This window comes from Catenovulum sp. SX2, assembly GCF_052056295.1.
Taxonomy (GTDB): Bacteria; Pseudomonadota; Gammaproteobacteria; order Enterobacterales; family Alteromonadaceae; genus Catenovulum.
In genome coordinates this window covers 1,289,875-1,316,750 of the sequence record NZ_CP182493.1, presented here as the reverse complement: position 1 = coordinate 1,316,750, position 26,876 = coordinate 1,289,875, and the positions used below count along the sequence as shown (strand labels likewise).

General features: G+C 40.1%; 25 protein-coding genes and 3 tRNA genes. 23 read left to right on the top strand and 5 right to left on the bottom strand.

The window, feature by feature from the left end:
- Nucleotides 1-24: 24 nt before the first annotated feature.
- Both ACMZOO_RS05540 and ACMZOO_RS05535 read right to left on the bottom strand, forming a co-directional pair.
- Nucleotides 25-324 carry a hypothetical protein gene (locus ACMZOO_RS05540; RefSeq protein ID WP_440905730.1) on the bottom strand — a complete coding sequence of 100 codons (300 nt, stop codon included), beginning with the start codon at nt 322-324 and terminating at the stop codon, nt 25-27.
- Between the two features lie 95 nt (nt 325-419).
- The gene (locus ACMZOO_RS05535; protein WP_440905729.1) at nt 420-713 is read right to left on the bottom strand and encodes a hypothetical protein; all 294 of its coding nucleotides are present in this window, start codon (nt 711-713) and stop codon (nt 420-422) included.
- 258 nt (nt 714-971) lie between these two features.
- Here ACMZOO_RS05535 and ACMZOO_RS05530 point away from each other — a divergent pair, with 258 nt between their 5' ends.
- Nucleotides 972-2,096, top strand: coding sequence for a hypothetical protein (locus tag ACMZOO_RS05530; RefSeq protein WP_440905728.1), 1,125 nt, complete (start codon nt 972-974; stop codon nt 2,094-2,096).
- Nucleotides 2,097-2,149: 53 nt separating this feature from the next.
- Here the strand turns inward: ACMZOO_RS05530 and ACMZOO_RS05525 are convergent, their stop codons facing one another.
- Both ACMZOO_RS05525 and ACMZOO_RS05520 read right to left on the bottom strand, forming a co-directional pair.
- A complete protein-coding gene (locus tag ACMZOO_RS05525; protein ID WP_440905727.1) occupies nt 2,150-4,297 on the bottom strand; it encodes a methyl-accepting chemotaxis protein in 2,148 nt (715 codons plus the stop codon).
- Between the two features lie 462 nt (nt 4,298-4,759).
- Nucleotides 4,760-5,482 (bottom strand): YebC/PmpR family DNA-binding transcriptional regulator, encoded by a 723-nt coding sequence (locus tag ACMZOO_RS05520; protein ID WP_440905726.1) that lies wholly within the window; start codon nt 5,480-5,482, stop codon nt 4,760-4,762.
- A 172-nt stretch (nt 5,483-5,654) separates the two neighbouring features.
- Between ACMZOO_RS05520 and ACMZOO_RS05515 the strand changes: the two genes are divergently transcribed.
- Entirely contained in the window at nt 5,655-6,494 is an 840-nt protein-coding gene (locus tag ACMZOO_RS05515) for a CvfB family protein (protein WP_440905725.1), read from the top strand.
- A 311-nt stretch (nt 6,495-6,805) separates the two neighbouring features.
- Here the strand turns inward: ACMZOO_RS05515 and ACMZOO_RS05510 are convergent, their stop codons facing one another.
- Complete coding sequence (locus ACMZOO_RS05510) at nt 6,806-7,285, bottom strand: zinc ribbon-containing protein (protein ID WP_440905724.1); 480 nt, start codon at nt 7,283-7,285, stop codon at nt 6,806-6,808.
- A gap of 178 nt (nt 7,286-7,463) precedes the next feature.
- Here ACMZOO_RS05510 and leuS point away from each other — a divergent pair, with 178 nt between their 5' ends.
- The 21 genes from leuS to ACMZOO_RS05405 all read left to right on the top strand — a co-directional run bounded on the left by leuS (nt 7,464) and on the right by ACMZOO_RS05405 (nt 26,827).
- On the top strand, nt 7,464-10,058 hold the full coding sequence (leuS, locus tag ACMZOO_RS05505) for a leucine--tRNA ligase (RefSeq protein ID WP_440905723.1): 2,595 nt from the start codon (nt 7,464-7,466) through the stop codon (nt 10,056-10,058).
- Between the two features lie 13 nt (nt 10,059-10,071).
- Nucleotides 10,072-10,569 carry an LPS-assembly lipoprotein LptE gene (locus ACMZOO_RS05500; protein WP_016955098.1) on the top strand — a complete coding sequence of 166 codons (498 nt, stop codon included), beginning with the start codon at nt 10,072-10,074 and terminating at the stop codon, nt 10,567-10,569.
- Complete coding sequence (gene holA, locus ACMZOO_RS05495) at nt 10,569-11,615, top strand: DNA polymerase III subunit delta (protein ID WP_440905722.1); 1,047 nt, start codon at nt 10,569-10,571, stop codon at nt 11,613-11,615. Before ACMZOO_RS05500 ends, holA begins: the two co-directional genes overlap by 1 nt.
- Nucleotides 11,616-12,257, top strand: coding sequence for a nicotinate-nucleotide adenylyltransferase (nadD, locus tag ACMZOO_RS05490; RefSeq protein WP_440905721.1), 642 nt, complete (start codon nt 11,616-11,618; stop codon nt 12,255-12,257).
- 5 nt (nt 12,258-12,262) lie between these two features.
- The gene (gene rsfS, locus ACMZOO_RS05485; RefSeq protein ID WP_016955095.1) at nt 12,263-12,580 is read left to right on the top strand and encodes a ribosome silencing factor; all 318 of its coding nucleotides are present in this window, start codon (nt 12,263-12,265) and stop codon (nt 12,578-12,580) included.
- Nucleotides 12,577-13,047 (top strand): 23S rRNA (pseudouridine(1915)-N(3))-methyltransferase RlmH, encoded by a 471-nt coding sequence (gene rlmH, locus ACMZOO_RS05480; protein WP_016955094.1) that lies wholly within the window; start codon nt 12,577-12,579, stop codon nt 13,045-13,047. Before rsfS ends, rlmH begins: the two co-directional genes overlap by 4 nt.
- A 3-nt stretch (nt 13,048-13,050) precedes the next feature.
- Complete coding sequence (gene mrdA, locus ACMZOO_RS05475) at nt 13,051-14,925, top strand: penicillin-binding protein 2 (RefSeq protein WP_440905720.1); 1,875 nt, start codon at nt 13,051-13,053, stop codon at nt 14,923-14,925.
- Nucleotides 14,925-16,037: a rod shape-determining protein RodA gene (gene rodA / locus ACMZOO_RS05470; RefSeq protein WP_440905719.1), complete on the top strand. Its 1,113-nt coding sequence runs from the start codon at nt 14,925-14,927 to the stop codon at nt 16,035-16,037. The genes mrdA and rodA overlap by 1 nt, the downstream gene beginning before the upstream one ends.
- Before the next feature lie 315 nt (nt 16,038-16,352).
- On the top strand, nt 16,353-16,967 hold the full coding sequence (locus ACMZOO_RS05465; protein ID WP_440905718.1) for a hypothetical protein: 615 nt from the start codon (nt 16,353-16,355) through the stop codon (nt 16,965-16,967).
- Nucleotides 16,964-17,728 (top strand): MBL fold metallo-hydrolase, encoded by a 765-nt coding sequence (locus ACMZOO_RS05460; RefSeq protein ID WP_440905717.1) that lies wholly within the window; start codon nt 16,964-16,966, stop codon nt 17,726-17,728. Before ACMZOO_RS05465 ends, ACMZOO_RS05460 begins: the two co-directional genes overlap by 4 nt.
- 59 nt (nt 17,729-17,787) lie before the next feature.
- Nucleotides 17,788-18,567, top strand: coding sequence for a septal ring lytic transglycosylase RlpA family protein (locus ACMZOO_RS05455; RefSeq protein WP_440906285.1), 780 nt, complete (start codon nt 17,788-17,790; stop codon nt 18,565-18,567).
- A gap of 104 nt (nt 18,568-18,671) precedes the next feature.
- Nucleotides 18,672-19,826 carry a serine hydrolase gene (locus ACMZOO_RS05450; protein WP_440905716.1) on the top strand — a complete coding sequence of 385 codons (1,155 nt, stop codon included), beginning with the start codon at nt 18,672-18,674 and terminating at the stop codon, nt 19,824-19,826.
- Between the two features lie 188 nt (nt 19,827-20,014).
- Nucleotides 20,015-20,278: a DUF493 family protein YbeD gene (gene ybeD / locus ACMZOO_RS05445; RefSeq protein WP_016955088.1), complete on the top strand. Its 264-nt coding sequence runs from the start codon at nt 20,015-20,017 to the stop codon at nt 20,276-20,278.
- Between the two features lie 84 nt (nt 20,279-20,362).
- Nucleotides 20,363-20,950, top strand: a complete 588-nt coding sequence (lipB, locus tag ACMZOO_RS05440; protein ID WP_440906284.1) for a lipoyl(octanoyl) transferase LipB — start codon at nt 20,363-20,365, stop codon at nt 20,948-20,950.
- A complete protein-coding gene (gene lipA, locus ACMZOO_RS05435) occupies nt 20,943-21,908 on the top strand; it encodes a lipoyl synthase (protein ID WP_440905715.1) in 966 nt (321 codons plus the stop codon). The genes lipB and lipA overlap by 8 nt, the downstream gene beginning before the upstream one ends.
- Nucleotides 21,909-21,975: 67 nt before the next feature.
- Complete coding sequence (locus tag ACMZOO_RS05430) at nt 21,976-24,213, top strand: TonB-dependent receptor (protein ID WP_440905714.1); 2,238 nt, start codon at nt 21,976-21,978, stop codon at nt 24,211-24,213.
- Nucleotides 24,214-24,364: 151 nt separating this feature from the next.
- Nucleotides 24,365-24,440, top strand: a tRNA-Phe gene (locus tag ACMZOO_RS05425).
- Between the two features lie 23 nt (nt 24,441-24,463).
- Nucleotides 24,464-24,539, top strand: a tRNA-Thr gene (locus tag ACMZOO_RS05420).
- A gap of 16 nt (nt 24,540-24,555) precedes the next feature.
- Nucleotides 24,556-24,631: transfer RNA gene (locus ACMZOO_RS05415), tRNA-Phe, on the top strand.
- Between the two features lie 200 nt (nt 24,632-24,831).
- Nucleotides 24,832-26,313, top strand: a complete 1,482-nt coding sequence (locus ACMZOO_RS05410; RefSeq protein ID WP_440905713.1) for a methyl-accepting chemotaxis protein — start codon at nt 24,832-24,834, stop codon at nt 26,311-26,313.
- On the top strand, nt 26,252-26,827 hold the full coding sequence (locus tag ACMZOO_RS05405; RefSeq protein ID WP_440905712.1) for a DUF6436 domain-containing protein: 576 nt from the start codon (nt 26,252-26,254) through the stop codon (nt 26,825-26,827). The genes ACMZOO_RS05410 and ACMZOO_RS05405 overlap by 62 nt, the downstream gene beginning before the upstream one ends.
- Nucleotides 26,828-26,876: the final 49 nt, after the last annotated feature.

Here is a 26,876-nt window from a genome sequence, read left to right as displayed (position 1 = left end):
GGGTGATTTTGTATTTAAAGTTACTTAGAGTTTTATCGTAGGCTCTTTGCGTTCAAAGTGACTTTTACTATTTTTGTTGGTTGAAATCTCTTTGTGATTTTCCGCTGAGTTATCTTTAGTGATATTCACCACATTACTGGTCACGGCTGCTGGTTTAGCTTCAAGCTGTTGTTGGGGGGCGGGTAAAGCCTTAGCTTGATTGTTCAACTGAGCTTTCTCAACCTTGTTTAACAATTTTTCTATGGCTTGATTTTGCTGATCAATTTGTTGTTGCAGGCTCTTAACCTGATCTAACACTTTATTTTGCCCAAAATACCAAAACAATATAGGCCGCAATATCAGCACAAAACTGATAACAGCTAGTAGCAAAAATAGGATATTAAGGTAAAACTTATTGTCGACTAACCAATCCATGATATTTAGAATTTCATTGCAGTGATTGGATTTTCTTGATACTTCAAGTCAACTTGATATTCAGTTTCGCCAACTTTTACAAAAAAGAAGGTTTTATCACGCTTAAATACCTCATGTAAAAATACGTTTTTTACATGTGGTCGTTTATCTGGCTGCATATCAGAAAGCTCAACACTATATCGGGTAACGTGAATGTTTTTATATTGTGGTGGTGTCACCAATAAAAGTTCTTTTTTATCATCACGTAAAGTTATTGTACTGTTGTTTACTGAATAAGTAACATTGCTGGCTTCAAACAAGAGTTGTACTCCCTTCCATCTGTCGGAATTAAATCTTTATCTGTCACTAAGTTTAGTTTGAGATTGAAAACTGTGCCAAGTTTTTAGTAATAATCTGTTACCAATACATGGACTTTTGTCGAATGGCATAAGGTATCTTATGTGACAGAACAGGGCAACCCCAGCTTTTAATAAAAATCTGATTTGCTTTATTTTTTTCTGGCCTTATTACAAATTTTGCATTTAAATGAATTATCGGTGCAAATAAGAGAGTAGGCTATGTCATTGATTAAAAATGAAAATTGTTCTCGTTTTACTCTTGCGCTTGTTCCTGCTTATTTAAGTGTTTTTCCTTGTGCTGCAGAGCAAAATCTTACTAGCTCGGGTTATGCTGAAATTGCTCAAGCGCATCATGCTGATCTTTTGCAAGAGTTTCGCGCTGAATACGCAATGACTTATTTCACAAACAACTTTAAAAGCAGCATATGTGCAGAAATTTTTATTGATGCTGTGTTAGATGAAAAAACGCCGGATTGGTGTGAGTTATATATTGGGTTTGCCAACGAGCATGTTGAATTAACCCTTGGTCGACAAACTTTAAACTGGGGTTTAGGTCAATACTTTTATGTCAATGATCCTTTTGCTAAAGATTGGCAGTCGATCGCAATTGGAAGAGATAAAGGGGACATAGATGATGTTAATGACGGTCTTCATCTAACCCTCTACAATTTGTTTGCCGCAGATATTCAATTAGATTGGGTTTGGGCCAAATCTTTTATGCCCAATAGCTATGCTGATATTGGGCGGATAAAAGTAACTGAACAACAAAATCTTCAGTTAGCAGCAGATACACCGAATAAATCTGAACATATGTTGAGGATAAGCCAGCAAGCAAAAGGGTTAACTTGGGCGCTGTTTTATCATCAAGGTTATCAAAAGCAGGCTCAGCCCTTAGCCCAAGGGTATCAACATCACCAGCTAAAACATCTTGGTATGAGCATTAGCAGCCATTTTGAGCTTGGTGAAGTGGGTTTAGAAATTGGCCATACTGATGTAGAGCAAACAAGCAAACACACGCAATATTTATTGGTTTTTGAGCCTAAGTTTTTACCTCATTCATCGCAACATTTTCTGCGTTTACAATGGTTGAAAAATGATACATTAAACTGGTTGGGTATGGAGTACCACTACCAATTAGATGAGCAACAAACAATAGCTGTGACCAACTTGTTTGCTACCGAAAAAATGTCAGCCATGTTGATGGCGCACTACAATCTAACTTTTTATCAAATGTGGACTTGGGAACTTGGGGTTAATTTGTTTAAAGGAGATGATGCTGGTGCTCAATGGGATTATTTTGCGGATTCTTCAAACTTGTATACTCGACTTAGATTTAATTTTTAAAAAGGCGCGCGTCCTTGCGCTCAACGTCTGACAGTTGCTTTTTTGGGAGTTGGTTAACGGCGCGTGCTGACCTCAAACATGCCAACCAGTTGCTGCAGTTTATTTGCAGTACTGTCTACTAAGTTTGAACTCGCAGCTAACTCGGAAATAGATTTAGCCATATTGTGTGTCACTTCAGTCACTGTTTGGGCAGTTTGTCCATTACGTGCGCTGTTTTGTTCAATTACATTAATGGTTTCGAACATACGTTCAACTATGTGATGTAACTCCTGGTTTTCGCTTGAGGCGGCTTCAGTTAAGCGCAAACTCTGATCAACATCTTTAACACCTGATTCCATAAAAGTTACCGCTTCTTTGGTTTGTTGCTGTAAACCATGGATCATGCTTTGAATGTCTTGTGCCGCTTCTGCGGTGCGAGCGGCTAATCCTCTTACTTCATCTGCAACCACAGAAAAGCCACGGCCATGTTCACCTGCACGAGCGGCTTCAATTGCTGCGTTAAGAGCTAACAAGTTGGTTTGATTGGTAATTTCGGTAATAACGTTAATAATATTACCGATTTCATCCATGCGAGCGTCAATAGACTGTACGCTTGATGCTGTGGTTTCAACTATGTCTCTGATAGCTTGTGTACCTGAACGTGCGTCTTGATAGTCAGTTTTAGCTTTCTCAACTACTTTAGCCATAGTCAGTTTCATGTTCTCTGCAGTGTCAGAAGCTTGTAGTATTACTTCACGTTGCTTTTCAATCAGGCTTTGCATATGTTGCATCGACTCATGCACTTGGTAAGAGCTGTTATGAGCTTCTTCATTACGCTGCAACATGTTTTCGTTGGTTTCTTTTACATTCATAGAGGCATTGATGACTTGGCCGACAATGCCATCTAAGTTATCGATAAAACTGTTAATCCAACGGCTGAGATCGCCAGTTTCATCTTGTTTTATTCGATTAGGATCAAGCCTTTGGGTTAAGTTTCCTTCACCTTCGGCTATGGTACGAATCACTTGGGTCATTTCATTCAGGCGGTTGGATACTCTGTTTGTGCCTAATTGAGCAAATATAAAACAAGAAACGACGGCAGCTAGCCCAGTTGCACCAGTAATTGCCCAGGTAGGCAAGGCGGTAAAATTACTTAAACCAGCATTGAATCCAACTAAGCAAGTTACGAGTGCTAAATAAATTTTCATCAAACTTAAATTGATTGAACGGCGGCGATACACTTCTTCTAAATCACCTTCACACATCATGCCCCAAGTATCTGGCGAGCCTTCAAGTTGGAAAGTGACCCCTTTGCCAATAACTGGGATATGACGGTAATCACTATAACCTGGGTATTGCACGTAGAGGTTTTCGCCATTGCGAATTGTTTCACGCACCCCTGGGTGTAACTGCCCGGTAGCAGGATCAGTAAAGTGGATTTCAAATTCAGTATGTTGGCGCACTTGCACTATGCCATAACCAGTATCAATACCTGATTTTAGATTTTCGCCATGGCTAAAGGTGCTGTCTTCAAAACGCGAGCGTGATAAGGCAACACCTGCTGGAATGCTTGGATCAAATACCGAATTAACCATAAATAGGTAGTTGTCACCCGACTCGCGATAAATATGTCCAGCTTCACGCTGAATCAAATCACCTATTACATCGTTTGGTACGCGGCCACATACAACAATCTTTTCATCTTGATTTATTTGCACTGGCAAGTAAAACATCAAAGTGACTTCGTCATGAAATTTAGAGCTTGAAGGGCCAACTTTTAATGTATCTGTGTCTTGATAAGGGCCATGTAAAAACTTTTGCTCAAAGCCTTTAAATAAAGCTTTTTGCTGATTGTGTTTATGGCCCACTCTTTGGCTATAAGTAGAACAAACTACCTCTCCTTGTGCATCAACAATAAATATTTCTGAGAAGTCTGGTGTTGCGCTGAGCTTTTTAACCAGCAAAGATTGGTTGTTTTCTACTGTTTGTAAGTCGAGTAAGTTTGCTAGCGAGTTTAAATGATCCCACTGATTGTGTGTCCACATTTGCAATAATTTTACTCGAGTTGACGCTATGCCTTCAAAGGTCTGTTCAACAGCGTGATAGGTACTGCGGTTGACTAAGCATGAATATCCTAAGCTAAATTTTCCATTGCTACCAAACCAGGGTAACCAACTTCTTTCTTTCGCAGTTAAGTGCATGGTTGTGCTTTTTAGATTCATGTTTACCTCAGCATGACGTTCCAAAATTCGAGACTATGCAATAGCAACATCAATGCCTAACTTTAATCTGGTTTTTGAAATACCAGAATTTGATTTTGGCTTTTTTACGAGGGAGTTTGGCCTGGTAAGCCCCGTGTTTATTAACAATAGGATGGCTCGGCTTGAGAGATGGGTTGCACTAATTTGGGGAGGGATTTTATTTGGAGAAAATCAATTTTATTTTAAGCTGTTTGACTGATGCACTTAATTAGTGATTACAAATTTCAGCTTGATACATAGTATTAACTTTTTTGCGATTTAAATTGGTGAGGGAGTTATTTGTTAATTGGCTATTATCGCTGCTTTTTGCACTCATTTGGTTTTGTTTTAGTTGGTTTGCACGGTTTTGGTGTTTTGTTTTGGATTGTTTGTTTTATATTGGTGCGCATTGCTAGGCCGTTATGGCCTAGCAACAAAAGCTGTTTATGCTGGAATGTCTGCGTTGTGATAGATTTCTTGTACATCATCACAATCGTTTAGCATATTGATAAATTTATCAAAATTAGCCATAACATCTTCAGAAAGCTCAACATAAGTTTGTGGATTGAAGGTGATTTCTTCTAATTCAAATTCTTCAATGCCTGCTTCTTCAGATAAAGCTGTTTTGATTTTGTAGAACTCTGTGTGTGGTGCTAACACAGTTAACATGCCATCTTCACTTTCAATATCAGCAACATCACAGTCAGCCATTAATAAAGTTTCTAAAATAGCTTCGTCGTCTTCACCTTTAAATGCAAATACGGCTTGATGTTCAAACATATGGACTACTGAACCAGGTGCACCCATTTTTGAATCTGTTTTAGTAAAACAGTTACGCACGTCTGCAAAAGTACGGTTTGAGTTGTCAGTTAAGCAGTCAACAATCACCATGCAGTTGCCTGGGCCAAAACCTTCATATCGAGCTGGTTGGAAGTCTTCGCCAGCGCCACCTTTGGCTTTATCAATTGCTTTTTCTATAACGTGTGCCGGGACTTGGTCTTTTTTCGCTTTATCAATCAAACGACGCAGAGCAAGGTTTGCATCTGGATCTGGGCTGCCATTCTTGGCAACAACATAAATTTCTTTACCATATTTTGAATATAGTTTTGTTTTGGCACCTTGGGTTTTTGCCATAGACGCTTTGCGGTTTTCGAAACTTCTTCCCATAACAATCTCAACTGTTAAATAATTGCACGTATTATACTCAAGCAAGGCTAAGATGCTAGCGTGAGTTATGTATCAATGCCTTGTCTAAATGCTTTTTATCTCTTGCTGAAATCTCGCAACTTCAAGTAGCTTGGGTATATAATACCGACAAATTTTTTACGTGAAGCAAACAATGATTGAATTAGGCCGCGTGCAGTCGCTTACTGTATTAAAAGGTGCCGAAATTGGCTTTTGGTTAGATGGCGAAGATTTAGGTGAAGTATTTTTGCCACGTAAGTGGACTCTAGGTAAGCCTGAAATTGGCGAAAAAGTAGAAGCTTTTGTTTTTAGCGATTCAAAAGAACGCTTAACTGCAACTATGCGCCGAGTAAAAGCACAGGTTGGCGACTTTGCTTGTTTAAAAGTGTCTGCATTAAGCCCATATGGTGCATTTTTAGATATAGGTGTTGATAAAGATGTGCTAGTGCCATTATCTGAACAAAAACAGCCGATGGAAGTTGGCCGCAGTTATATGGTTTATGTATATTTAGATGATGCTGGGCGTATGGCCGCGTCGAATAAAACTGATCAATACTTAAACCGAACGCCTGCCAAATATTCAGCTAACCAGCCTGTAAAATTGATGATCTTAAATAAGTCTGACTTAGGTTATAACGCGATTATTGAAAACCGCCATTCTGGCGTATTGTATCAAAATGAAGTGTTTGAGCGTTTGAGTTTTGGCCAACATGTTGATGGTTTTATCAAACAAGTTCGCGCTGATGGCAAAATAGATTTAATGCTGCAAAGCCACCGCGAAACTTTAGATAAATATGCCAAACAAATTATTAGTGAGCTTAAACAAGCAAATGGATTTTTGCCCATACACGATAAAACCGATGCACATGTGATCAAACAAGAATTGGCTATGAGCAAAGGTGCTTTCAAAAAAGCCATTGGTGGTTTGTACAAACAAAAGTATATCCGCATAGAAAAAGATGGGATTTATTTGTCGGATAACAAAGGTAAATAACCTGAACTCTAGATAAATAAAGAAAAATAAAAGCTACAGACAACTTGGCTGTAGCTAAATGCCTAGTGTGTGGCTAGGCTGTTGTGTGTAAGTGCGCTTTTCGAGCCTTCTTATAAGAATCCATTGGAAGTTGTTGCTAGGTAACGTCATGTCGGGCGCTTTTCCGTGCGTTAAGTAGAAACAATAACATCCAGTCACTGTATAGTTTGTTCGAATTTTAGTCGGTCACCAGCATGGTGGAAATTTGTGTTGAAGTCAATTACAAATTTAAATAATTGTATATAAATTGTTAGGAAATGCTCTGCTGAATATTAAGGCACAGCGTTGAGTCGGGTAAAATGCTGATTACCACATTCAAAACAAGGATGAATTTTTTGTGCATGATTAATTGTTAGCATGTCTTTGCATTCAGTGCATTGCAGACGGCCAAACGCAATTTCTTCGCCTGCTTTATAAATTCCTTGGTGGTCTAAATCGCTAGAGAACTCGCGCCATTCAAGTTGAGTTCTATCTGTCATTTCTGCCAGTAATCCCCACAAATTATCTTTAACCGTTAGATAAAAACTCGACTCATTTGCTTCTTGCTGATATCCGTCAAAAAAGTAGGCTAAGTCACGTTGAAAATATTGCCACGAATGGTAAAACTCTTGCTGATGAACTTCTAAACCTGTTTGTAGCCAGTTTTCTAAAAAATCGACGCCCTCAGCAATTGAACGCGTTTCTTGTTCAGCGCTGTCTTTTAACCAAGTTGAAAATTTAGCCATTAGCATTTGGTATTTGTTCGCTTTCATGGTGAATCGCTCCTTTGTCAGCAAGAAAAAACCTGAACTCAGGTTAAATGGCAATTTTATTTCAATATTTAGTATAGATTGTTATTCGAATATTGGCGTTGTCTTTGCTGGTAAGTTATCCTATGCAACAAAATTTAATTAGTATTAATGTAAGCTTACAGTATCCGGATAATAGTGCATGCAAGAGCAATATAACCCGCAAGAAATTGAACAGAAAGTTCAACAGTATTGGCAAGAAAATAAAGTATTTGAAGTTAAAGCAGACTCAAACAAAGAAAAATTCTACTGCTTATCTATGTTCCCATACCCAAGTGGTAAATTACACATGGGTCACGTACGTAACTACACCATAGGTGATGTAATTAGTCGTTACCAACGTATGTTGGGTAAAAACGTGATGCAACCTATGGGCTGGGACTCTTTCGGTTTACCCGCTGAAAACGCCGCGATTAAAAACAACACAGCGCCAGCTAAGTGGACTTACGAAAATATCGACTACATGAAAAATCAGTTAAACCAACTTGGTTTTGGTTATGACTGGTCACGCGAGTTAGCCACTTGTAAACCTGAATATTATCGTTGGGAACAATGGTTGTTCACTAAACTGTATGAAAAAGGTTTAGTTTATAAAAAAATGGCGACGGTTAACTGGGATCCGGTCGACCAAACTGTATTGGCTAACGAACAAGTTATCGACGGTCGCGGCTGGCGCTCAGGTGCGTTAGTTGAGCGTAAAGAAATTCCTCAGTGGTTTGTTAAAATTACTGATTATGCGCAAGAGTTATTAGACGATTTAGACCAATTAGACGAATGGCCTGATCAAGTAAAAGCTATGCAACGTAACTGGATTGGTCGTTCAGAAGGTGTCGAAATTGAGTTTAAATTAAAAGACTCGGATGAATCTTTCACAGTTTATACCACTCGTCCTGACACTTTAATGGGTGTTACTTATGTGGCGCTTGCTGCTCAACATCCATTGTGTTTGGCGGCAGCAGAAAATAATCCAGAGTTAGCTGCTTTTATCGACAAGTGTAAAAACACTAAAACAGCTGAAGCTGATATCGCCACAATGGAAAAATTGGGCTGTGCGACTGGTTTAGTTGCTGTTCACCCAATTACTGGCGAAGAAGTACCAGTATGGTCAGCCAACTTTGTGTTGATGGACTATGGCTCAGGTGCGGTTATGTCAGTACCTGCACACGACCAACGTGATTATGAATTCGCGCAAAAATACCAATTAGCCATTAAACAAGTAATTCAGCCTGCGGCAGATAGTGAATTAACTGCAGATTTAGCTAAAGAAGCTTTTACCGAAAAAGGTATTTTAGTTAACTCAGGTGAATTTGATGGATTAGACTTTGCTGGTGCATTTAAAGCCATTGCTGAAAAACTTGCAGCAGCAGGCAAAGGTGAAGTTAAAGTAAACTTCCGTTTACGCGACTGGGGCGTTTCTCGTCAGCGTTATTGGGGTTCACCAATTCCAATGCTTAATTTGGAAAATGGCGATGCTGTACCTGTACCTGAAGATCAACTACCTGTGGTTTTACCAGAAGATGTTGTAATGAATGGTACAACTTCACCGATTAAAGCTGATCCTGAATGGGCAAAAACAGAATATAACGGCCAGCCTGCTTTCAAAGAAACCGATACTTTCGACACCTTTATGGAGTCTAGCTGGTATTACGCGCGTTACTGTTCGCCACAATATCAAGAAGGCATGTTAGAGCCGACTGAAGCCAATTATTGGTTGCCAGTTGACCAATATATTGGTGGTATCGAACACGCAATTTTACATTTATTGTATTCACGTTTCTTCCACAAATTATTGCGTGATGTTGGTTTAGTGCAATCGGACGAGCCGTTTAAAAAATTATTATGTCAAGGCATGGTATTGGCTGAAACTTTCTACCGTGAAGATGAAAATGGTGGTAAGTCTTGGTATTCACCAGCTGATGTTGACGTTGAATACGACGACAAAGGCCGTCCAGCTAAAGCCATTTATAAACCAGATGGTCAACCAGTTGAAATTGCTGGTATGAGCAAAATGTCTAAGTCGAAAAACAATGGTATCGACCCACAAACGGTAATTAACCAATATGGTGCCGATACTGTTCGTTTATTTATGATGTTTACTGCGCCACCAGAACAAACCTTAGAATGGGTTGATTCAGGTGTAGAAGGTGCAAATAGATTCCTTCGTCGTTTATGGCGTGCAGCGGCAGAACATACAGCTGAGGCAGCTCAAGTAGAGGCATTAGACTTAGCTAGTTTAACCAGCGAACAAAAAGGTTTGCGCCGCGAGTTACATAAAACTATTGAAAAAGTCAGCGATGATATAGGTCGTCGTCAAACTTTTAATACCGCGATTGCTGCGATCATGGAGTTTATGAACAAGCTAACTAAGTTTGAAGCGAGCAGTGCACAAGATCACGCATTAGTCCGTGAAGCTTTAAACAGCATTACTTTGTTGTTGGCGCCAATTACCCCACATGTTTGTCACGAAATTTGGCAAGCTCTTGGAAATCAAGTTGCATTAGAAGATGCAACATGGCCACAAGCCGATAAAAGCGCCATGGTTGAAGACGAAAAACTTATCGTTGTGCAAGTAAATGGTAAATTAAGAACTAAATTTACTGTTGCAATTGATGCAAGCCAAGAGCAAGTACAAGCTTTAGCTTTAGCTGATGAAAACGTCTCGCGTTTTACTGACGATAAAACCATTCGTAAAGTCATTTATATTCCAGGCAAGCTATTAAATATTGTTGCTAACTAATAAGTACCAACAGATGAATAGAGCTTTTAAGCGCATACTCCAACAAGCCAGCATTATGCTGGCTCTGTTGTTTCTAATCAGTTGTGGTTTTCAATTACGTGGTAGTTATGCTTTGCCGCCGTCTTTGCAAAATATTTGTTTAGACCAAGGCGAATTTAAACTGCTAGGTATGGAGCTTGAAAAGCGCTTAGTTCGCTCAAAAGTGAACCTAGTGAACAACGATAGCTGCGCACGTTTGAAAATAAATAATGCTAAGTTAGACAGAGAAGTATTATCACTCTTTCCAAACGCGCAGGTGGCTGAATACGAACTTATATATACAGTGAGTTATAGTTTTCAATTACCAGAGCAACAACTGCGCGTACTTAACGTACAAGCTGTGCGTGATTACCAAGACGATCCGGATGCGGTATTAGCCAAATCAAAAGAAATGAAGATTTTGTTGGCTGAATTGCGCCGTCACGCCGCAGAGCAAATATTGTTACAACTTGCATCAATGGAAAATCGTTAATGCGTATTTATTTCAATCAACTGCAAAGGCAGCTGCAACAAAGTCTACCTAAAGTTATATTGGTATTTGGTGACGAGCCATACCAGCAGCAACAAGCGTTAGATGCTATTCGTCAACATTGTTTAGCCCAAGGTTTTGATGAGCGTTTGCGTTTTAATAGCGAAGAAGATTTTAGCTGGCAAACTGTATTGGATGAAGCGCAAGCCTTGTCGTTATTTGCCAGCAAAAAGTTGATTGAAGTGGAAATGCCCAATGCTAAACCGGGTAAAGAAGGTGCAGCCTTTTTTAAAGACTGGTGTGCTATATCAGACAATGAACATTTGTTGATTGTATGGGGTGGCAAGCTAGGTGCAGAACAAACCAAAACTAAATGGTTTAAAGAACTAGATAAAGAAGCTTGGTATATTCCAGTTTATGAAATTGAGCGCAACAAATTACCGGATTGGTTTCGCAGCCAATTTCAACAGCATCAATTAAACGTTACCCCACAAGCGACAGCCTTGTTGTGCAATTTATTTGAAGGCAATTTAGCTGGTGCTGCGCAAGAAGTTGCACGTTTATCTTTGATATATCCAAATCAACAAATTGACGAAGCACAAGTGCGTGAGGCGGTATCTGATCATTCACGTTTTACTGTATTCCAATTAGCGGAAGATATTTTGGCCGACAATCGCCAGAAAGTTGTGCAAATAATTAAACGCTTAGAAGGTGAAGAGTTAGAGCCGGTTATTTTAACTTGGATGTTGCAGCGCGAAGTCGACAACTTGATTGAGCTTTGTTTGGCAGGTAATCAGTTTGAAGCTGCGTGTAAAAAGTTACGCATTTGGGACAATCGCAAAGGCTTATATCGCCAAGCATTACAGCGACTCAATTTATCTTTGTTGGAAAATATTCAACAAGCACTGGCGCGCTTTGAAATAAATTATAAATCGCATGGTCTGGATAGCCCATATTTACATATAGCGCATATTTGCGCCTTGTTCAGCGGCCAAAGCCAAATCCATCAATTTAATCAATTGATGATAGCTGAAATGGGTGCCGATTAAATGCAAGTGCGTATTTATTATGGTGGCACTTTTAATCCTATTCATAACGGCCACTTACAAGCGAGTTTAGAAGTGGCTGAATTATTAAATGCAGATTCAATTCATTTATTACCTAACTGTATTCCGCCGCACAAAAGCAATCCAACTGAAACACCAGCACAAAGAATGATCATGTGTGAGTTGGCAAGCAGTATTGATAGCCGTTTACAAATTGATAGCCGCGAGCTTTTGCGTGAACAAGCTTCCTATACCATAGATACACTCAAACAATTACGCAGGGAATTTGCTGACGATAGTTTGGTGTTTATGATAGGTGTGGACTCGCTCAATAGCTTAGATACTTGGGCTGATTGGCAGCAACTCACTGACTTTGCCCACTTATTGGTTGTGCCAAGAGGCGGCTGTAAACAAGATTTAAATCAGGATATCGCTCAATATATATTAAAGGTTGAAACCCAAGATGTCAGCCTGCTGAGCAGTAAACCCTACGGGCATGTATTTATTGCCGATACCACAGAGCTAGAAATTTCTTCTAGCCAAATTCGCCAGCGTTATCAAGCTGGCCTCAATTGTTTGTGTTTACTGCCAGCTGCAGTAAATGAATATATAATTAAACATGATCTATATAAAACCGGAGATTAACTCTTTTGCAAATTGAAGAATTGAAGTCGTTTGTTGTCGACAAAATTGATGATATGAAAGGTCGAGATATTATTGAAATCGACGTCCGTGAAAAATCTACCTTTACCCAATTTATGATTGTCTGTTCAGGTAACTCTACTCAACATGTACGCTCAATTGCTAAACATGTTGCCAACGAAGCTAAACATGCAGATTTTCGCCCACTAGGTATTGAAGGTGAATCTTATGGTGAATGGGTGTTAGTTGATTTTGGAGATTTGGTTTTACACGTAATGGTGGAAGAACAAAGAGACCATTATCAAATTGAAAAGCTGTGGGCATGAAAATCCAATTAATTGCGGTTGGGCAAAAAATGCCTGCTTGGGTTGAACAAGGCTTTGAAGAATATCAGCGGCGTTTTCCACGTGACTGTAGTTTTGAATTAGTTGAAATACCAGCAGGTAAACGTGGCAAAAATGCTGACATTAAACGCATTCTCGAAAAAGAAGGTGAATTAATGTTAGCTGCTGTCGGTAAAGGCAACCGCATAGTCACGTTAGAAGTGACAGGTAAAAGCTGGACTACCCCCAAGCTTGCCCAACAATTAGAAAGTTGGATGCAAGACGGCCGTGATGTTAGTTTATTAGTTGGTGGCCCAGAAGGTTTAGCGCCTGCTTGTATTGCTGCGTCCGAACAAAAATGGTCGTTGTCTGCATTAACTTTGCCTCATCCTATGGTGCGTGTGATTGTTGCTGAAGGTTTGTACCGTGCTTGGAGTGTTACCCAAAATCATCCGTATCACAGAGAATAGTTGATGTTAAATTGGCGTCGCAGGGTAGCAATTAGAGATCACTTAGCCGAAGCAAATTTATTTGCTCGTCGGGTCATAGTTGCGCTTGTAATGGTTGTAGTACTTGGCACTATACTCGCTTTAAATATGCGTGGCTTACAAGTTGATAAACACCAAGACTACCAAACCCGCGCCGATGGCAATCGCATTAAAGTACTACCGATTGCTCCTAATCGAGGGCTAATCTACGATAGATTTGGCCGAATTCTTGCGGAAAATACCTCTTTTTACAGCTTAGAAATTATTCCAGAGCAAGTGGATGATATGGGTGAGTTACTTGCTGAACTGACTGAGTTGATCCCACTCGATGCTGATTTAATTGAAGATTTTAGCAAAAATGCCCGTCAACAAAGACGCAAATTTAAACCTGTTGTCTTAAAATCGCGTTTAAGCGAAGAAGAAGCCGCGATAATTGCAGTTAACCAACATAGACTGCATGGCGCTTATATTGAAGCACGCCTTAAACGCCATTATCCATATGCCGAATTAACCACACATGCGATTGGCTACGTAGCGAAAATAAACCAAAAAGATGCAAATAACCTCGAAATGGAAGGTAAAACAGCTAATTATCAAGGCACGGATGATATAGGCAAACTTGGCATCGAAAAATATTATGAAGATACGCTGCATGGGCAGGTAGGTTATCAAGAGGTAGAAGTTAACAACCGTGGACGCCCGATTAGAACTTTGTCGGAGCAGCCACCAACACCAGGTCAGGATTTAGTTTTAAGTTTAGATATAGAAATGCAAAAAGTCGCCAAACAAGCGTTAGGTGAACGCCGTGGTGCTGTGGTGGTGTTGGATGCAAAAAACAACGGTATTTTAAGCATATATAGTAACCCTAGTTATGATCCCAACTTGTTTGTACATGGCATTAGCAGTAAAAACTACAAAGCTTTGCTGAGTAATAAGGACCGGCCGTTAATTAATCGCGCGACACAAGGGCGTTATCCGCCAGCATCTACCATTAAACCTCATATAGGTTTGTTAGGTTTGGAGTCAGGTTTAATTACCACAAAAACGCGTATTTGGGACCCGGGTTATTATCAACTTAAAGACATTGAACATAAATACCGTGATTGGAAAGCATGGGGTCATGGTTGGGTTGATATCTACAAAGCGATTGAAGAGTCGTGTGACGTTTATTATTACGATCTGGCTGTGCGGTTAGGTATGGATTCAATTTCTGAATTTATGAGCCAGTTTGGTTTTGGCGAACTGACGGGCATAGATATTCACGAAGAAACCAGTGCAACTATGCCTTCGCGTGATTGGAAGTACGGACGTTTTCGTCAACCTTGGTATGCAGGCGACACTATTAGTATAGGTATAGGTCAGGGTTATTGGACAGCAACACCAATTCAACTTGCACTCGCAACCAGTATATTGGCAAATGACGGCACGCATTTCGAACCTAAATTATTAAAAACCACCAAAACCCAGACGGGTGAATTGCCAGTACCGGCAATTGATAGACGACCTGTAGAAATCAAGTCTCAGCGCAATTGGCAAATTATCAAAACCGCAATGGAAGGGGTTGTGGTGAAACCAACTGGTTCAGGCCATGCTGCCTATCGTGATGTTAGTTATAAAGCGGCTGGTAAAACAGGTACGGCGCAGGTGATAAGCATAGCGCAAGACCAAGAATACGATGCTGATGAAATTGCCGAGCGCCACAGAGACAACGCTTTATTTGTTGGTTTTGCACCTGTAGACGATCCACAAATTGTTGTTGCTGTGATAATAGAAAACGTTGGTGGTGGTGGTAAAAATGCAGCGCCGGTTGCCCGTACTATGATGGATTATTATTTTGCCCACTATCCGGAGAATTTTTAATGAACGCGCAAGTTGGCAATCAAACTGGATTATTACGTAAATTACATATAGATGCGCCACTTTTGCTTGGTTTAGTTGTGTTGATGGTTGCAGGTTTGTTCATTATTTATAGTGCGTCAGGCCAAGATGCAGCATTAATTACTCGCCAAGTTACCCGCTTAAGTATTGCTTTAGGGGTGATGTTTATTGTTGCGCAAATTCCGCCAAGCTTTTATTTACGTTGGGCACCACCTTTATTTATTGGTGGCTGTTGTTTGTTAATCGCCGTATTGTTGTTTGGCTCTATGGGTAAAGGCGCTCAGCGTTGGTTAGATATAGGTGTAACAAAAATTCAGCCATCTGAAATGATGAAACTGGCTGTACCTATCATGATTGCATGGTTTATAGCACGCAAACCTTTGCCACCAAGCATAGGTTATTCTATGGCTGGGTTCGCATTAATCATGTTCCCGACTATGTTAATTGCCAAACAACCTGATTTAGGTACGTCGTTATTAATCGCTTCTTCTGGCTTATTTGTATTGTTTTTAGCCGGGTTAAGTTGGCACTTAATTGGTGGTTTTACCATTTTAGGTTTAATTACCGCACCAATACTTTGGTACTTCTACATGCATGATTACCAAAAGCAACGGGTATTAACTTTTTTGAATCCAGAGAGTGATCCTTTAGGTTCGGGTTACCACATTATCCAATCAAAAATAGCTATAGGCTCAGGTGGTATGTGGGGTAAAGGTTGGTTGAAAGGCACACAGTCGCAACTTGAGTTTTTACCTGAGCGCCACACTGACTTTATCTTTGCCGTATTTGCTGAAGAATTTGGCTGGGTAGGTGTGTTGTTATTATTAGCCATCTATTTTTATATTATTGCGCGTGGCATGATAATCGCGATTCGAGCACCAGATGCTTTTACTAAATTACTCGCCGGTAGTATTACGCTAACCTTTTTTGTATATGTGTTTGTTAACATGGGTATGGTCTCGGGGATATTGCCTGTGGTTGGAGTGCCGTTACCCCTTGTTAGTTATGGTGGTACATCTATGGTGACCATAATGGCAGGTTTTGGCATTATTATGGCGATAGGTACACATAGGCGCTTTTTACGTGATAGCTAAAAATTAAAACATAGTCTAGGATGATAGAGCTAAATCAATATAAATTGCGAGTATCAGAGCCATCACAGACAGTTCAATTCAAGGCGTATCATTGCAGGAATGTAGGCACCTTTCTAAATGATACAACACAGAAGTGGGCTGTCTGTGAGGCTCCTGAAAGGCTGGGCTAAAAGCCATTTATTCTGCGTTAAGTTGGCTTGATATAGAACCACTATGCCTGTGCCAACTTGCCTTGCCTAAATGGCTTTTATCTCCAGCTGATTATCGCTATTTATATTGATTTAGCTCTATGTAGACCAGTTTAAGGATAAGCCTATGGTGAATAAAACTAAGACCCCTGTGTTTGTTGTCGCGGCCAAAGTGGCTGCTCACTTGTACTTTGCGACTAAAATAGCTGAATGTTTATCTTTAACCGCAAAAAATGCGCGTGCAATTACCGCGCGAGCGGGTATTCAAGCTGTCGGTTTTACTGCCATTACCGCCTTTATCCAGGAAATGGCGACCAGCACTATTAATCTAGCGCAAGAAATAGATAAAACGGCAATAAAAATATCCCAGTTTGCAGTTGAATTAGAGCGTTGTAGCCAAGCACAAGATAAATTTACCCGCTCGCAATTTCTCGGCAAACAAGCGCAATTTATTCAAAGTATTAATCCACTCGTGTCAGCGAATAAACAGCAGTTGCATGAATTACAGCAAACCTACAGTAAACTGCATCGAAATTTATACGATTTAATTGAGCAAACGCAAAAACAAATTCGTTCAGCTACCGCAATATCAAGCATGTCAAAAATAGAAGCGTCCAAATCTGGCAGTTTTCAGAAACAACTTGAAGTGATTGCTGCGAATATATTTGATTCAGCCGCCAAAATTAAAAGCGAATTAACCGCCGCCGAAAGTCTTTTAAAAGGAAGTAGAATTTTTATATGAAAGCCACAGAAATAGTAAAAACAAAAAATAGTCAATGGTTAATGTTTGGCCGTGATGTAGATAAACCAGAAAAAATTATTGATACCAACCAATATATGTTGGTTTGTGGTGAACGGGCGTTATTGATGGACCCAGGTGGCATTGAATTATTTGCGCCTATGTTGGCATCTGTCCTCAGGTATGCGTCGGTTGAACATATAACGGATATATTCGCATCACATCAAGATCCCGACATTATTTCTTCATTGGGTTTGTGGGATCAAGCTCTGCCTGAAGCAGTGTTACACAGTCCTTGGTTGTGGGAAGGTTTTATTCGCCATTTTGGCATGAAAAATATTCGTTATGCGCCAATAGCTGATGAAGGTGGAAAAATAGATTTAGCTGGTTATACAGTTGAAATGATCCCCGCACATTATTTACATTCATCTGGAAATTTTCATATATATGATCCACAAGCAAAAGTGTTGATGAGCGGTGATATTGGCGCTGCGTTGGAGGATGTTGATGCCCCTTTATTTGTGGATGATTTTGAGGCACATATCCCAAAAATGAAAGGTTTTCATCAAAGATGGATGCCATCAAATGAAGCCAAGCTAGATTGGATTAATCGTGTGCGTAAATTAGATATCGAATATATGGCACCGCAGCATGGGCGTATATTTACCGGCGACAACATCAAAAAATTTCTTGATTGGTTTGAGCAATTACCAGTTGGCACTGCAATAGGTCGAACTGCTCAGGCTAGACAAGAGAAAAAATAGTGTTTATAACAGTACACCAAAATTTAGCTGTGGTTATTTAAATTAACAAAATGAACGTGATGGTTTGGGTAAAAAATTCTGTTTTAGTATTGGTTTGTGCCTATTTACTTGCTTGCCAAAGCACCAATCAATCTAGCAGTCGCTATGCACTAAAACAAGATGTTGCACCAGCACGTTTGCCGCTTGCGCATGAAACCATAGACCCAACCCCTATATACGAGCAACCAAGTTTAGGTGGCAATAAAAATTACACTGTTTGGGGCAAAGATTACCAAGTACTTAAAAGTGCCGAAGGTTTTACCGAAACCGGTATTGCGTCTTGGTATGGGCAAAAATTTCACGGCCATTTAACCTCAAACGGCGAAATATATGACATGTACTCTATGAGTGCAGCACATAAAAACTTACCTTTGCCCACTTATGTGCGCGTTACTAACTTAGATAACGGCCGTAAAGCTGTTGTAAGAGTGAACGACAGAGGACCATTTCATCCAGGGCGAGTGATAGATTTATCTTATGCCGCGGCTTTTAAACTCGGTATTACCCAAACAGGCACAGCCAATGTAAAAGTGGAAGCTTTGCACTCAGCGCCAGGTTTTTATATCCAAGTTGAAAAAGGTGACGTAAAAAGCAACTTACAGGATAAATCGTCGGCAATTGCCGCTTTGTTTCAGTTACCAACTAAAATTGTTGAAAATAGCGGAACTTTTCACCTAATTGCAGGGCCAATGGAAGAGCAGGCTCAAGCCGAGCAAGTTGTGGCAGACTTAATTCGCAGTGGTTATACAAATGCACAAGAGTTTACCAATATTCGACCTGTGCATGAGTTACCAGAATAAATTGGCTCTGTTAATTGCAACTAGCTTGGGTATAATCACTACGCGCTAATTTGGCTTAAAGCTTAATTTTTCAAAACTAAATCCAGAAATCAGCAAAATTTATCATGAAAAAAATTATCAAACGTACAGTTGGGATCCTCAGTGTTGGGATCAGTCTGGTTGCATTTAATGCTGCGGCAATCTTACCTAGCCCGCCAAAAGTAAACGCTAAAGGCCATATCCTAGTTGATTACAACACAGGTTATGTTATTTCTAGTGAAAACGCCGACATGCAGTTAGACCCAGCCTCATTAACTAAAATGATGACAAGTTATGTTATCGGTTTAGAACTTAAAAGTGGCAATATTAAAAACTCTGATTTAGTCACTATCAGTGAACGAGCTTGGGCGAAAAACTTTCCTGAATCGTCAAAAATGTTTATCGAGGTAGGTAAGCAAGTATCTGTGGAAGACTTAAATCGCGGTATTATTATTCAATCAGGTAATGATGCGTGTGTAGCCATGGCAGAGCATATTGCCGGTACAGAAGGTGCTTTTACCAGTTTAATGAATGCACATGCAGAAAAACTAGGCATGACCTCGTCATTTTTTGAAAACAGCCATGGTTTAACTTCTGCAAACCATTTTACATCTCCGCGTGATATGGCAACACTTGCCAAAGCGCTTATTCGCGATACGCCTGATGAATATGCCTTGTACGCAGAAAAATCATTCACTTTTAATGGCATCAAACAATATAACCGCAATACATTATTGTGGGATAAAAGCTTAGATGTAGACGGAATTAAAACCGGTCATACTGAAGCAGCTGGTTATAGTTTAGTGACCTCTGCAACTAAAGGTGATATGCGCTTAATTTCTGTGGTTATGGGCACGGAATCAGAGCGTGCGCGTAAAGACGAAAACAAAAAATTATTAAATTATGGTTTTAGATTTTTTGAAACTATTACCCCATATGAAGCAGGTACTAAGTTTGCCGACCAAGCTATTTGGATGGGTGATAAAGACACAGTTAAGTTGGGCATTGCCCAAAGCACAGCTATCACTATTCCACGTGGTCAACGTAAAAACTTAAAAACTAATATTCAACTTGATCAAGAGCTAGTTGCCCCTGTTAAAAAGGGCGCTGTGGTTGGTAAATTGTTTTTACAGTTAGATGGTGAAGATTTAGCTGAATACCCGTTAGTGGCATTAGAGAGCATTAATGAAGGTGGTTTGATGAGCCGAGCTATCGACTACCTAAAAATGCAATTCAAGTAACAATTTCTAGCTGCTGTTTTTCCTGATAGCTGCGTTAAATTTGTTTGCCGCGCTTTTCTTTATAACGGCGGTAAAATAACCATAAAAAGCACAGTGAATAGTTTCACTGTGCTTTTTTGTTTTTAGCTCTCCCTGCGAATGCGTTATACTATGCGGCATTCTTGTCCAAACGCAGCAATAAGGTTGAGATGAAAACTAAGTTTGACGAATATTTAGAATTTCCTTGCCAATTTCCTTTCAAAGTTTTAGGCACCAACGACTCACAACTGATGGAAAAAGTGGTTGCTGTGGTACAAAAACACGCACCAGGTGATTATCGTCCTACCAGTAAACCAAGTGGCAAAGGTAACTACCAGTCTGTGACCATTAGCATTACTGCACAAAGCAAAGAGCAATTAGAAACCTTATACAAAGACTTAGCTGATATCGACTCAGTTAGAATGGTGATGTAATTGACTGAAGCTAAGTCAGCATTAGCATCCGAGCTAATTGTCCGCGAACTCGGTACGCAAGACTATTTGCCTGTTTGGCAAAAAATGCAAAACTTTACCCAAACTCGCCCCGCCGAACAAATAGATGAAATATGGTGGGTTGAGCATCCTGCCGTATTTACTCAAGGGCAAGCGGGTAAAGAAGAACATTTATTAATGCCGGGTGATATTCCTGTAGTTAAGGTCGACCGAGGTGGTCAAGTAACTTACCACGGCCCAGGTCAATTGGTTGGTTACACCCTAATTGATATAAAACGCAAAGGCATAGGTGTACGTAATCTAGTAACCGCAATAGAACAAAGCATAGTTGATCTACTGCAAGGTGATGGGATAGATGCTTATGCTAAAAAGGATGCGCCAGGTGTGTATGTTAATGAGCAAAAAATTGCATCACTTGGTTTACGCATTCGCCGTGGCTGTTCGTTTCACGGTTTAGCGTTAAACGTGGCTATGGATTTAGCGCCGTTTCAACGAATTAATCCTTGTGGGTATCAAGGTTTACAAATGACACAAACATCAGCGCTCGGTGGGCCGCAAAATATAACCGCGGCTAAACAAGGGTTAACGCAACAGCTTGTAAAACACTTAGAGTATACCAATGTGGTCGAAAAGATAGGGTTTGAAAATGAATAAACCAGCACGTCCGGTAGCCGGTGAAAAGCTACGTGATGAAGACAAAATGCGCTTAATTCCGGTGAAGGTTTTGCCAACAGAAAAATCGGAAATGTTGCGCAAACCTGAGTGGATTAAAATTAAGTTGCCACGTAGCAGCGAAAAAATTGAGCATATTAAACAAACCATGCGCAAAAATAATTTGCACTCGGTTTGTGAAGAAGCATCATGCCCTAACTTAGCCGAATGTTTTAACCACGGTACAGCCACATTTATGATTTTGGGTGACATTTGTACACGTCGCTGTCCATTTTGTGATGTTGCACATGGTCGTCCATTAAAGCCGGATGAAAATGAGCCGGAAAAACTAGGCAAAACCATAGCTGAAATGAAGCTAAAATACGTGGTCATCACATCGGTAGACCGTGATGATTTACGTGATGGTGGTGCGCAGCATTTTGTTGATTGTATTGATGCCATTCGTAAATACAGCCCTGAAATTAAAATTGAAGTACTAGTACCTGATTTTAGAGGGCGCATGGAAGTGGCGCTAAAAATATTGAATACCAGCCCGCCAGATGTATTTAACCACAATTTAGAAACCGCCCCGCGTTTGTACAAAATGGCACGACCAGGTGCTGACTATAAATGGTCGTTAGAGTTATTACGTCGCTTCAAAGAAGATAACCCAGATGTTGCAACTAAATCAGGTTTGATGATGGGCATGGGTGAAACCAATGAAGAGATTGTTGAAGTATTAAAGGACCTACGTGAACATAACGTTGATATGTTAACGCTAGGCCAATATTTACAGCCTTCGCGCCATCACTTACCGGTCAAACGTTATGTGCATCCAAAAGAATTTGATGAGCTTGATGGCATTGCTAAAGACTTAGGTTTTAGCCATGCGGCATGTGGCCCTATGGTACGTTCAAGCTACCATGCGGACAAACAAGCTGCTGGTGAAGAAGTTAAATAAGCTTATTTCACAAAATATAATTTGGCGTCTACACTGAAACTAGCAAAAAACTAGAATGAGTGTGTAGATGCCACAAGCGCTAAGATCCCCTTTTATTATTGGTTATTCAACCTTAGGTAGACAGATTTTATTGTCTGCTGCTTCTTTTATCATCTCACCGCTTGTTATCGCTGCAAATGAAATTGAAACGATTGAAGTTGTTTCTCAACATAAAAAAGAAAACATTCAAACAACACCTTTAGCTGTTTCTGCATTGGGTAAATTGCAATTTGAACGAAGCGAACTAAACAATTTAACCGACATAGAAACTCAAGTACCGGGTCTGGCGGTCGGTACAATCAATATTATTCAGCCACAAATATATATTCGCGGAATTGGCTCAAATGACGATTCAGCTGCTGGGGATAGCTCTGTTGCTATGTTCGTTGACCAAGTGTATTTAAACCGCATGTCGAATGTGTATATGAATAGCTTTGATTTACAAAGCATAGAGGTATTGCGTGGTCCTCAAGGCACTTTGTACGGGAAAAATGGTGTCGGTGGTGTGATTCATTTTATCCGCAACAAACCTGTGTTAGCGGATGAATACAAGGCGCGAGTTGGTGCTGGAAACTTGGGGCAGCATAATCTTGATTTAATGCTAAATCAGCAATTGGGCGAGCAAGTTGCAGTTCGCTTGTCGTTAGGCAGCCATCAGCGTGATGGTTATATTAAAGATGTAAATGGTCGAGCTGTGTTCTCAGATCAAAATCAACAATCAGCGCATCTTCAATTCGCTTATATGGCATCAGATGACCAAATAAATTTAGCCTTAGAATACAATGATATTGATCAGAATGCTAAAGGTCATACGGTTACTGCTGGTGGTCTTGGGCAAATCATTTCACTGACTCAGCCAGAAGTATTTAACGACTTTTATCAAACTTTATCTTCAGATGCTGGTGCTGCAAAAAATACTAATTCGGGCACTCAACTCACTTGGGTACACAATTTTGCAGAGGTCGAGTTACACTCAATAACAGCTTATAAAGAGTCTGAAAGCCACTTGTTAGAGCCGTTATCTGGAGCTGATGTACAATTCAGCGATTTTTTTGCCGCCGACATTACCATTACTGAAGATGCTCAGCAGTTAAGCCAAGAGTTTAGACTACTTGGCCAACAAATATTCGACACTCAAGTTGAATGGCTTGCAGGTTTATATTGGATGGATAGCCAAGCAAGCCGCACTGAAAGCTACACATTTGATTTGGGCAGTTTAATATTATCTACCCCAACACAAGTTGTTCCCCCGGGTACTGTTGTATCTACGGCTTCGAGCAATCTGCAGCAATCAGACAATACTACTTATGCGGCCTACTTTAATTTGGATTATGCATTTGACTCGGTACACAAACTTTCTGTTGGTTATAGAGTTGGGTACGAAAAAAAGCAAGTCGAACAAGTGACAGATCAAGTTGATGGGTTGATTATTCATGAAGTCTATCAAACAACCAATCAGCGCAGTTTTAACGCCAATACGCTACAACTTATGTTATCGAGTCAGTGGCAGCAAAATTTATATAGCTATATAAGGTATGCTGAAGGATATAAAAGTGGTGGTTACCAAGGTGTCGCGCCAACCAAAGCAGATGCAGAGCTGGGCTTTGCCCCAGAATATGCTGATAACTATGAAATCGGTGTTAAGTCTGATTGGTGGCAAAACCAATTTAGATTAAATACAGCTGTGTTTTATACAGACTATCAAGATTTACAGGTTTTGTTGCAACGTGAATCACAAGCGCCTGTTAGTCCTATTTCAGTTGAAAACGCCGCAGCAGCTTCAAGTAAAGGGGTTGAGGTTGAATGGTTGCTTGCACCAAACAGTTTGCCAAATTGGCATTTTAGCGGCCACTTTGCTTTATTAAATGCCCGTTACGATAGTTTTAAAGATAAAAATGAGGTTAAAGGTAATAAACTGCGTAACGCCCCTAAATCATCTTATGCGGTAAATTTGAGTTATTACCCAAATTGGTTTGATGCTTATCAACTAGAATGGCATATGAGTTATAGATACAAAGGCACAACTTACCAAGAACCAGAAAATTTAGAGATATCTGCTATTCCTGCATATCATTTATTGAGCAGCAAAATTAGATTTAAACCTATTAGTGAAAAATGGTTGTTGGATATCTGGGCCGAAAACCTGACTGATGAAAAATATTACGTTCACAAATTTGCATCACCAACTTCTACCGGTGCATTGGCTGTTATTTCTAGCCCAGGTTTACCGCTAAACTGGGGCGTAAAATTGACCTATTTATGGTAAAAATTAACCATCTTGTTCATAGTTTAAGCAAACAAACTGAAAAACTAATTTTTTTGAAAAAAATAAAACAAATTGGTTGACTTAGTACCGCAAAATCCGTTTAATACACGCCCGCAGCAGCTTGAAGCTTAAGATGCTGGTTTAGATAAGTGCCCAGATAGCTCAGTCGGTAGAGCAGGGGATTGAAAATCCCCGTGTCGGTGGTTCGATTCCGCCTCTGGGCACCACTTATCTAAAAGTTTTTAAATGTGCCGACTTAGCTCAGTTGGTAGAGCAACTGACTTGTAATCAGTAGGTCGCCAGTTCGATTCCGGCAGTCGGCACCATTTAAAACATCTTAAAGCCCAGATAGCTCAGTCGGTAGAGCAGGGGATTGAAAATCCCCGTGTCGGTGGTTCGATTCCGCCTCTGGGCACCATTTGTTTCAAGTCAAATCTCTTTAATTTCTCATACCTGTCGTTTTTTTATCAAACTTATTAAATACCATATTGATCTCCATTAGTGTTTTTTGCGTATAAAACCTCATATTTTTGACTCTGCTCTGGCACATTCTACTTAAGCGCCTAGACTTAAAGCTAGTCAGCATAGCCACATATCCCAACAAAATTTGAGGTCACAATGCAATATCCTTGGATTGAAAAATCAAATAGAATTTTTACTGGTGTGTTAATTGGTCAGTTCGTTTTATCCTTTTTAATTGCGTTTTATACCGGCACTTGGACTGAAGCTGTAGTACTAGGCTCAGCTATCTTAGCCGTACCACTTTTTTTAATATTCTCTCAGCCTTTTGCCGCTATTACTCGGCATAGTGTTGGCATAGCTATTCAGCTGTTTGCTGCTTTACATATACATCAATCGTCAGGGTTAATTGAAATCCATTTTGAAATATTTGTCATGCTGGCGTTTTTAAGTTTCTATCGCGATTGGAGTGTAATATTAACCAGCGTGATTGTGGTTGCATTACATCACATAGGTTTTTTTATTCTGCAAAGCCAAGGTGTTCCAGCCTACATTTTTGAGCAATCGCATTTGCAATTTTATATCTTAATTATTCATGCATTATTCGCGGTAACAGAAGCTGCTTTATTAATGTTTGTCGCAAAAACCAGCTTACGCGAGGCGCAAGCTGGTTTACAGTTAACTAATACTGTTGAGAAGATTTTGGCGCAGCAAGGTCAATTTAACTTAGGTGTGGAGTTAGACCAGAAAAACCGCAATCTACGCGGTTTTAATCAGTTAATTGGCTCTTTTCAGCAGTTTGTTTCACATGCAAGTGCAGTCAATCAAGAAGTTGCTGGTTTGTCGAAACAGGTTGCTTCGCTAACCTCTAATGTGGAACAGTCAACCGAAACAACCAACGAGCAGGTGGCTTTAATTGCCACGGCCACAGAAGAAATGACCACCGCAAACTCAGATGTCGCCGAGCGGGCAGCTGATGTGAATACCTTTACCGAAGCTGCGCTAGCGCGCGCTAATGAAGCTGACAAGGTGATTACCAATGGCAGCCAAGAAATGTCGCAGCTGAAAACTGAGTTGTCGTGTGCGGCTACAACCATAGACTCTTTGGCGACAAAGTGTAATCGTATAAAAGAGGTTATGGAGGCGATCAAATCGATTTCTGAGCAAACCAATTTATTGGCGTTAAATGCTGCAATTGAAAGTGCTCGCGCCGGTGAGCATGGTCGCGGCTTTGCAGTGGTTGCAGATGAAGTACGGCAGTTGGCTATGCGCACGCGTGAGAACACTGAACAAATTAGTGATATTACAGCCTCGTTGATAACTGATGCTGAAAAGTCTGTAACACAAATGAATGAATGTTTAGAGCGAGCAACAACTGCTGACGCGGCGTCAGCAACCGCAAAAGCTGAAATTGCCAATGTGGTTAATGACATTGCTAAAGTGTCGGAAAATATTGCGTATGTTGCAACCGCTGTTGAAGAGCAGAGTAATGTATCGCAAAGTATTTCGCATTCAACGCAAGAACTGTCGTTAACTTCTGAACAATTAAAACAGTACGCCGACATGGCCGGAGATAATTTTGCATTATTGCACAAACATATCGAGCAGCTTAATCAAGAAATGGCGCGCTTCAAAATATAAAGCGGTTAGTCTGTTTATTGTAGTATGGGCGAGTGTATTGCTCGCCAGCATTTTGTATTTATCTAATTTGCGAGTCGGTTTGTTTGATCCAAACAATCAACTGACTTTGTTAAGCGCACAAGCAAGTTTTGAACGTGAATTTGTTGATAAGCTACAATCAGCCGGTATAGATACTCGTAATACAACTCTGCACTTTGCAGCGGGCAAAAAATGTTATTGCCAAACCGTTGCTAAGCCTCATATTGATTCGGTAAAACAACTCGCCACTGAACAAGGTTTTATAAATAGCCAACTAACGGTTACCAGCGATTCTGCTTTAATTTCTTATATTCCCTCAACACCAGCAGTTGCGGTATTTAATCAGCAAGGGCTTTTAGTGTATTTAGGCCCCTATGCAACAGGCCTATTTTGCGCACCTCAACAAGGTATAGTTGAAAACTATATATCGTCTGAACAAGCTTATTTAGGTGCAACTATTATTAGCGATGCCAAGGGGTGTTATTGTCATAGCTAACCTTGATTATTCGACACAGTAGCTTAGCAAAAGGTATAATGCATTTTTT

Excerpts from the sequence above, each read along its gene's own strand:
- ACMZOO_RS05530 (WP_440905728.1), top strand. The coding sequence starts at position 972 with ATGTCATTGATTAAAAATGAAAATTGTTCTCGTTTTACTCTTGCGCTT.
- ACMZOO_RS05525 (WP_440905727.1), bottom strand. The coding sequence starts at position 4,297 with ATGAATCTAAAAAGCACAACCATGCACTTAACTGCGAAAGAAAGAAGT.
- ACMZOO_RS05520 (WP_440905726.1), bottom strand. The coding sequence starts at position 5,482 with ATGGGAAGAAGTTTCGAAAACCGCAAAGCGTCTATGGCAAAAACCCAA.
- ACMZOO_RS05515 (WP_440905725.1), top strand. The coding sequence starts at position 5,655 with ATGATTGAATTAGGCCGCGTGCAGTCGCTTACTGTATTAAAAGGTGCC.
- ACMZOO_RS05510 (WP_440905724.1), bottom strand. The coding sequence starts at position 7,285 with ATGAAAGCGAACAAATACCAAATGCTAATGGCTAAATTTTCAACTTGG.
- leuS (WP_440905723.1), top strand. The coding sequence starts at position 7,464 with ATGCAAGAGCAATATAACCCGCAAGAAATTGAACAGAAAGTTCAACAG.
- ACMZOO_RS05500 (WP_016955098.1), top strand. The coding sequence starts at position 10,072 with ATGAATAGAGCTTTTAAGCGCATACTCCAACAAGCCAGCATTATGCTG.
- holA (WP_440905722.1), top strand. The coding sequence starts at position 10,569 with ATGCGTATTTATTTCAATCAACTGCAAAGGCAGCTGCAACAAAGTCTA.
- nadD (WP_440905721.1), top strand. The coding sequence starts at position 11,616 with ATGCAAGTGCGTATTTATTATGGTGGCACTTTTAATCCTATTCATAAC.
- rlmH (WP_016955094.1), top strand. The coding sequence starts at position 12,577 with ATGAAAATCCAATTAATTGCGGTTGGGCAAAAAATGCCTGCTTGGGTT.
- mrdA (WP_440905720.1), top strand. The coding sequence starts at position 13,051 with ATGTTAAATTGGCGTCGCAGGGTAGCAATTAGAGATCACTTAGCCGAA.
- rodA (WP_440905719.1), top strand. The coding sequence starts at position 14,925 with ATGAACGCGCAAGTTGGCAATCAAACTGGATTATTACGTAAATTACAT.
- ACMZOO_RS05465 (WP_440905718.1), top strand. The coding sequence starts at position 16,353 with ATGGTGAATAAAACTAAGACCCCTGTGTTTGTTGTCGCGGCCAAAGTG.
- ACMZOO_RS05460 (WP_440905717.1), top strand. The coding sequence starts at position 16,964 with ATGAAAGCCACAGAAATAGTAAAAACAAAAAATAGTCAATGGTTAATG.
- ACMZOO_RS05455 (WP_440906285.1), top strand. The coding sequence starts at position 17,788 with ATGGTTTGGGTAAAAAATTCTGTTTTAGTATTGGTTTGTGCCTATTTA.
- ACMZOO_RS05450 (WP_440905716.1), top strand. The coding sequence starts at position 18,672 with ATGAAAAAAATTATCAAACGTACAGTTGGGATCCTCAGTGTTGGGATC.
- ybeD (WP_016955088.1), top strand. The coding sequence starts at position 20,015 with ATGAAAACTAAGTTTGACGAATATTTAGAATTTCCTTGCCAATTTCCT.
- lipB (WP_440906284.1), top strand. The coding sequence starts at position 20,363 with ATGCAAAACTTTACCCAAACTCGCCCCGCCGAACAAATAGATGAAATA.
- lipA (WP_440905715.1), top strand. The coding sequence starts at position 20,943 with ATGAATAAACCAGCACGTCCGGTAGCCGGTGAAAAGCTACGTGATGAA.
- ACMZOO_RS05430 (WP_440905714.1), top strand. The coding sequence starts at position 21,976 with ATGCCACAAGCGCTAAGATCCCCTTTTATTATTGGTTATTCAACCTTA.
- ACMZOO_RS05410 (WP_440905713.1), top strand. The coding sequence starts at position 24,832 with ATGCAATATCCTTGGATTGAAAAATCAAATAGAATTTTTACTGGTGTG.